The following is a 6,000-nucleotide window of genomic DNA, read 5'->3' as shown; positions in this document are numbered from 1 at the left end:
CACGCGACTCGGTGTTCGCCGTCATGATGATCATCATCAACGGCGTCATGGGTGTGTCCCTCCTCCTCGGCGGTATGAAGCACGGCCCGCAACGCTACTGGTCGTTGAGTAAAGAACACGCAATCGGGCGATCCTACATGCAGCTTTCTGTCGGGGGCCTTTGGTATCTTCTAAACATGCATCAGGCTCCTCACGAGTCATCTCCCAACGGTCCTAGACCCTGCGTTGCGATCCCGCCTCTCCTGTCGACGGTCGAGACATTATGAACGGCGATCTCGTACTAAACATCGCCCTCGTCCTCATGTTCGTCCTGATCGGCGGGGTTTTCGCAGGCACGGAAATGGCGCTCGTCACGCTCCGTGACAGCCAACTCAACGCAATCGCGGCCCGCGGGCGGCGCGGCGAGAAGGTCGCGGCTCTGGCGCGTAACCCTAATCGATTTCTCGCAGCCGTGCAGATCGGCGTTACTGTAGCTGGGTTTGCATCCGCCGCTTACGGAGCCGCCTCAATCGCCCCATCGGTAGCCCCGTTATTCGTCGCTCTGGGCCTCAACGGAGCGCTCGCGGCGACGGTCGCCACCGTCGCACTTACCCTAGTGATCGCGTATCTGTCCCTAGTTCTCGGTGAGCTCGCCCCCAAACGTCTCGCGATCCAGCGCAACTCAGCATTCGCCTACGCAGTCGCGCCTGCACTTAATGGGTTTGCGATCGCGATGCGCCCGGTTATCTGGTTGCTATCGAGGTCGACGAACGTGATCGTACGTCTATTCGGCGGAGACCCACACAAAACCAGTGAGGAAATGACCGAGGAGGAACTGCGAGACATCGTTTCGAGCCATGAGGGGCTACCCGAAGACGAACGGCGGATCCTCGACGACGTACTCTCGTTACGGCACCGCCAGCTCAGCGAGATTATGCGGCCCCGTCCCGAAGTCGCGGCCTTAGACGGCACGGTATCCATTCGCGAGGTCTTTACCGAGGTGCATGACCTGCCGTATTCGCGATACCCGGTCGTCGATCGCAGCATCGACGACATCATCGGCTTTGTGCACGTGCGCGACCTTTACGAGATGAGTGCAAGGAATCCCGACCAGCAGGTTCGCGAAATCATGCGTCCCATTTTGTACCTCCCAGCGACCGCGCGAGTGCTCCCGACTCTCACGATGATGCGAGCAGAAAAGCATCAGATCGCCGTTATCGTCGATGAGTACGGTGGAACCGACGGCATCGTTACCCTCGAGGACCTCGTAGAGGAAGTCGTAGGCGAAATCTTCGACGAGTACGACACCGACTCTCCCGTAGGCGACCTCCAGTCAGAGGGAGGGGCACTTGACGGTCGCCTCAATTTTCAAGACTTTGAAGAGGCGACCGGCGTGCGGTTGCCCGTGAGCGCATCCGATACCGTTGCCGGTTTTGTGATCGAACGGCTTGGACGTCTCGCGCGGATCGGTGATGTCGTCCAACTCGACGACATCAGTCTGCGGGTCATGGCGATGGATCGCCGGCGCATTTCGGAATTGCTCATCGTCCCGCGCGGAGAGACGCCGTCACCTCCCTCTCAGGAAGCCAGTGCGAACACCACGCCAAGTTGATCTGCCAGTCCTGGATGGTGACGCGATTGCCCCACACACCGGGCGACAGTAAGAACATTGATAGGTCGGCCGGCACGAAAAGGACTGGCTGATAGCCATGAGGCCCACGTCGCCGATGTCAACGAAGGCGGCAACATCGGTAAGGGCGACCGGGCTGAGACGCAGGTGCTGTTCATTTTCGCATGAGGCCGATCAGGGCAATCATATTGAAGAGAGGCTAAATTTAACAAGCGAACGCCGTTCCCTTTCACAAGGTCAGCCGATATTTACCGAGAACGCTGAACCCAATCCTGACGTGTCTACTCAGAAAACAGTCCTGTTTTCGATCCACACAACGCCGCGGAAGCACAATCGCTCGTAGCCTACGGGTGTCAAACCCCATGGATTGCGAGACTCGAAGCTGAACCACGACAGTGGGACAGTGGGAGTGGGCCGCCAGACCCGATGGAACGCTACCCAAGAGTCGTCCGACAAAGCCTTCTCCGCCGCGCTTGCCGACTACGGCCAGTTTGGTGGTTTCGGAATGTTCGACAAGAACCTTGGTGGCATCGCCGCACTCAACATGCGCTTCGGTGCGAACGCTGTGAGCTTCTGCGCGTTTCGTTGCATGGTCGCGGGAAAAGGAGCGACGTTTGTTGCACCATTTCGGTGGTGCGCGACCGGGCCAGCCACGGTTCTGGCGAGCAGTGTCCGTTACACTGGGGCCTGTTCGCGCACTAATTCTCCATAAGGTCGAGGAGAGGAAACAGTATGGCCGAGACAATTGTTCTCGCGCTAAACGGCGGCACGGGGAGCCGCGCTGCGCTCGACTGGGTGATCGAGCGTGCCCGCACTATTCAGGTATCCCTGGAACTGACCACTGTCATCGATTTGGCAAGGCTGCCGACGACGATCACGAAGGACTGGGTCCTTCCTGCGTACGAGCAGATGCTCATGGATGCCGCGAATCGGGTGAGACGCGACGCGCCCACTGTGCGAGTGATGACGTCGGTACGACGGGGCGCGCCGCTCCAGGAGTTATTGATTTCCGCCGTTGATGCCGATCTGCTGGTTATCGGTACGCGTGAGGCCGCGGGCCCCCTGTATGGAACATTGCGCCATCAGATCGCAGCGGGGGTGAGCTGCCCCCTCGTTATCGTTCCCACAGACTGGGCGCCTCGTAATGGTTCCGTCGTCGTTGGTGTGGATGACGACGAAACCTCCCACTCTGCGGTAGCCTTCGCCGCTGGGGAAGCCGAGCGGCTCGGGCGTGAGCTGTCGGTCGTGCATGCGTGGCGCATCCCCGCCTTGCTCGCTCTCGGATGGTTGAGCGCTGGTGCTAGTCCTTATGACGAGATAAGAATGGCACACGCTGAGGTTTTGGCAGGAGCGGTTGAACGGGTCGGCACAGAGCATCCGACCGTGATGGTTCGAGACACCCTCGAACACGGATCTGCTGCTTTGATCCTCACCAACGCGGCTGAGCACGCTGAAATGGTCGTGGTGGGCACCCACGGACGCGGGATGATGACGGGGCTCTTACTCGGCTCGGTAGCTCACGACTTGCTGATCAGTATGCCGTGCCCGGTCGTGGTCGTGCCGCCCCTGGCCGGCATGCCTCTGCTCATATCGAACGACGAGCAGGATAAATAGTGACTCTGCAAGAGCGGCCGGGTTGACATAGCGAATTTCTACATCCACCACCCGGGTTTCGACGCAAGGCCCTGACGAGACGGGGCTTTCATGAGCGGTCCACCCCAGAGGGAGGCGCTCGTACGGGCGCATGATTTTTATGCGCGCCAGGCAGAGAACGTGCTCGCGGATCTCGAATCGAATCCGCAGGGCTTGGGCGTTAGCGCTGCAGAGAAGCGGCTGGCCGTCTATGGTCCGAACCGGCTGGCGGTCCCGCTTCCGAAGAACCCGGTGGTGCGGTTTCTGGCTCACTTTAACGACGTGCTCATTTACGTGTTGCTGGCCCTTGCCGTGCTGAAGTCGATCTTTGGTGATTGGATTGAAGCGGTGGTCATTTTTGCCGTGGCTGTGATCAATGCGGTGATTGGTTTCTTGCAGGATGGCCGGGCCGAAAAAGCGTCAGACGGTATCCGCCGGCTGCTGTCCTTGCACGCGTTTGTTCGCCGCGATGGTGTGTGGGCTGACGTTGATGCGGAAGTGGTCGTGCCCGGCGCTATTGTGCGGGTTAAATCCGGGGACAAGGTGCCGGCCGATGTGCGATTGATCGAGGCAATCACTCTACGCGTTGAGGAGTCTGCGCTTACGGGCGAGTCGGTTCCTACGGAAAAGAACACCAGTCCGGTCTCGGCTGATTCTGGACTTGGTGACCGGCATAGCATGCTCTTCTCGGGCACGATCGTTACCACCGGTCGCGACGTCGGCGTCGTCACCGGCACCGGTGTCGACACGGAGATCGGCCGTATCCAGTCCATGCTCACCGGGGTGCAGAGCCTCGCTACGCCACTCACTCGGCAGTTGGACTCGTTCGGCAAAAAGATAACGTTGCTCATTCTGGGCGTAGCCGCCATCATGCTCGTGATCGGGCGTCTGCTGCATGATCAAAATGCCGATGACCTGCTGTCGGCAGCTATCGGGTTCGCAGTCGCGGCTATTCCCGAGGGCCTGCCAGCTCTGGTCATTATCACCTTGGCCCTTGGCCCTTGGCGTACAACTGATGGCTAAACGTCGAGCCATCGTGCGTAAACTCACCGCGGTTGAAACGCTCGGCTCGGTCACCACCGTCTGCACCGACACGACCGGCACGCTCACCCGCAACGAGATGACGGTGCAAAGCGCCGTCGCCTATGAACCCGCCGAACCCGGCATAATGCTGCGCCAACCCCGCAAACCCGGCGGATCCCTCATCGGCCACGCCTACCTAGGCCGCATCCTCTGGGGCGCTGTGCTCATCAGCGGTGCCACCATCTCAGTTTTCTTCCTGGAGCTATCTGTCGGGTCCCCTCTGGCGAAAGCGCAAACCACCGCGGTAACCATACTCACTCTGAGCCAAGTCGCTTTTCTTTTCAACTCACGGTTTTTGCAGGCATCAAGCCTGAAGGTTGCCGTGTTCGGCGGTAACCCGGCGATCTGGATCTCAACGGGCGCGCTTTTGCTACTGCAACTCGTGTTCGTGTATACCCCCTTCATGAACCTCTGGTTCCGCTCCGCACCAATCGGGGTACGCGAGTGGGGGACACCCTCGGCCTATCTGCTGCGATATTCCTGTTCGTCGAACTCGGCAAGGCGATCGTACGGGTGCAGGCACGACGACAAAAGTGACCGTGCCCACACACCGACAGCGTCGGTGCCCTTCGTGTCAGGGTTGGTGAGGCCAGTAGCTCAGCGGGCTTAACGTCACCAAGATCCGCAACCTGCCCTGGCTGTCTGGTCACCCTGCACGAAAGAGGTGGCGAGGTCGTTGTAACAAGCCTGACCGCCTGAGAGGCCAAGCGAGCCGAAAGGATCTCGTCAGTTAATCCTCGAACCAGTTGTGCAGGCGTGAACGGACAGTGCTGCAGACGTGAACACAAAACGACACCTGGCCGCCCGTAAGTTGGACGTTCACCGGGACACTCGAACGCGGACGCAACAGCTAGGACACTCCGCATGGTTTCGCCGGCGTCCGCATTGCATAGAACCCGCGCGAGAAAATACCCGCCGAGGGACAAACGCTACACCCCAGAAACATGACCGGAATACTGCTCCAGGCGATGCGTCGAGGGCGACCAACGGCCGAGACCTGATGAACTGACAGAACACCCTCGCCGCCCTTGGTGTCTGACTTCAGGCGGCGATCACCCATCAGGGCCTCACCGGAACGAACCGGGCCCAGCCAGATCTTCGGGAAGTGCTGGCCCCGATGTGAAAGACATTGTCGATGACCTCACCTGCCGTGAAGTAAAGCTCAATATCGGAAGTTTCATGAACGACCCAACCGATCCGGTCGGGAGGCTGCTCCGTGTCATGGCGATGGTCGTTCTATTCGAGGCCGATCCGATCCTGTGCGTGCTCTTGCTGTCAGCGCATGGGTAACGAAGAGCGGCGGATGCTGTCGCTCCTAATCTCGGTCGCCGCTGCTCGCGCGCGGGTCGGTTGTGACTTTGAATTCCTCACCTCGGAGGTGGCCGCCAAGCGCTGGCTGGGCATCCGTTTTGATGGGCGAGTGCTGCGTACCGGAGGCCGGACGGCTGAACGCCGACGCGGCACTGACCGCGTTGCAGGCGAAACGTTGCGGCGCCGGTCGCATTTTCGCCGACCGTGTTACGACGGAGGAGTCGGCCCCGAACTTCTTCGCCCTCTCTCGATAGCCGCAATCTGGCCACAGGGATGACATGAACTGTCACATTCGCCCGGCTCGACGCCCGGGTTGTTAGTGTCTAATCAATCGTTGCCGACGGAATCCATTCCCCGGCATGGAG

General features: G+C 60.0%; 5 protein-coding genes. 4 read left to right on the top strand and 1 reads right to left on the bottom strand.

Annotated elements, in window-relative coordinates; genetic code table 11:
- Nucleotides 1-262 precede the first annotated feature (262 nt).
- Complete coding sequence (locus CXY75_RS02305) at nucleotides 263-1,591, top strand: hemolysin family protein (protein WP_104081249.1); 1,329 nt, start codon at nucleotides 263-265, stop codon at nucleotides 1,589-1,591.
- A 247-nt stretch (nucleotides 1,592-1,838) separates the two neighbouring features.
- On the opposite strand, the gene CXY75_RS20700 is transcribed toward CXY75_RS02305, so the two are convergent.
- Nucleotides 1,839-2,354: a universal stress protein gene (locus CXY75_RS20700; protein WP_104081248.1), complete on the bottom strand. Its 516-nt coding sequence runs from the start codon at nucleotides 2,352-2,354 to the stop codon at nucleotides 1,839-1,841.
- On the opposite strand from CXY75_RS20700, the gene CXY75_RS02295 reads away from it, so the two are divergent.
- From CXY75_RS02295 to CXY75_RS20275, 3 genes are all read left to right on the top strand, one after another.
- Nucleotides 2,342-3,223 (top strand): universal stress protein, encoded by an 882-nt coding sequence (locus CXY75_RS02295; protein WP_104081247.1) that lies wholly within the window; start codon nucleotides 2,342-2,344, stop codon nucleotides 3,221-3,223. The genes CXY75_RS20700 and CXY75_RS02295 overlap by 13 nt on opposite strands.
- Nucleotides 3,224-3,313: 90 nt before the next feature.
- Entirely contained in the window at nucleotides 3,314-4,264 is a 951-nt protein-coding gene (locus CXY75_RS20280) for an HAD-IC family P-type ATPase (RefSeq protein ID WP_104081246.1), read from the top strand.
- Entirely contained in the window at nucleotides 4,257-4,934 is a 678-nt protein-coding gene (locus CXY75_RS20275) for a cation transporting ATPase C-terminal domain-containing protein (RefSeq protein WP_158251089.1), read from the top strand. Before CXY75_RS20280 ends, CXY75_RS20275 begins: the two co-directional genes overlap by 8 nt.
- Nucleotides 4,935-6,000: the final 1,066 nt, after the last annotated feature.

The organism is Cryobacterium sp. Y11, from assembly GCF_002929535.1.
Taxonomy (GTDB): Bacteria; Actinomycetota; Actinomycetes; order Actinomycetales; family Microbacteriaceae; genus Cryobacterium.
This window is presented reverse-complemented; position numbering and strand designations above follow the sequence as displayed.

What these genes read in the sequence shown, in the direction of transcription:
- CXY75_RS20280 (WP_104081246.1), top strand. Translation starts at nt 3,314, where the DNA reads ATGAGCGGTCCACCCCAGAGGGAGGCGCTCGTACGGGCGCATGATTTT.
- CXY75_RS02295 (WP_104081247.1), top strand. Translation starts at nt 2,342, where the DNA reads ATGGCCGAGACAATTGTTCTCGCGCTAAACGGCGGCACGGGGAGCCGC.
- CXY75_RS02305 (WP_104081249.1), top strand. Translation starts at nt 263, where the DNA reads ATGAACGGCGATCTCGTACTAAACATCGCCCTCGTCCTCATGTTCGTC.
- CXY75_RS20275 (WP_158251089.1), top strand. Translation starts at nt 4,257, where the DNA reads ATGGCTAAACGTCGAGCCATCGTGCGTAAACTCACCGCGGTTGAAACG.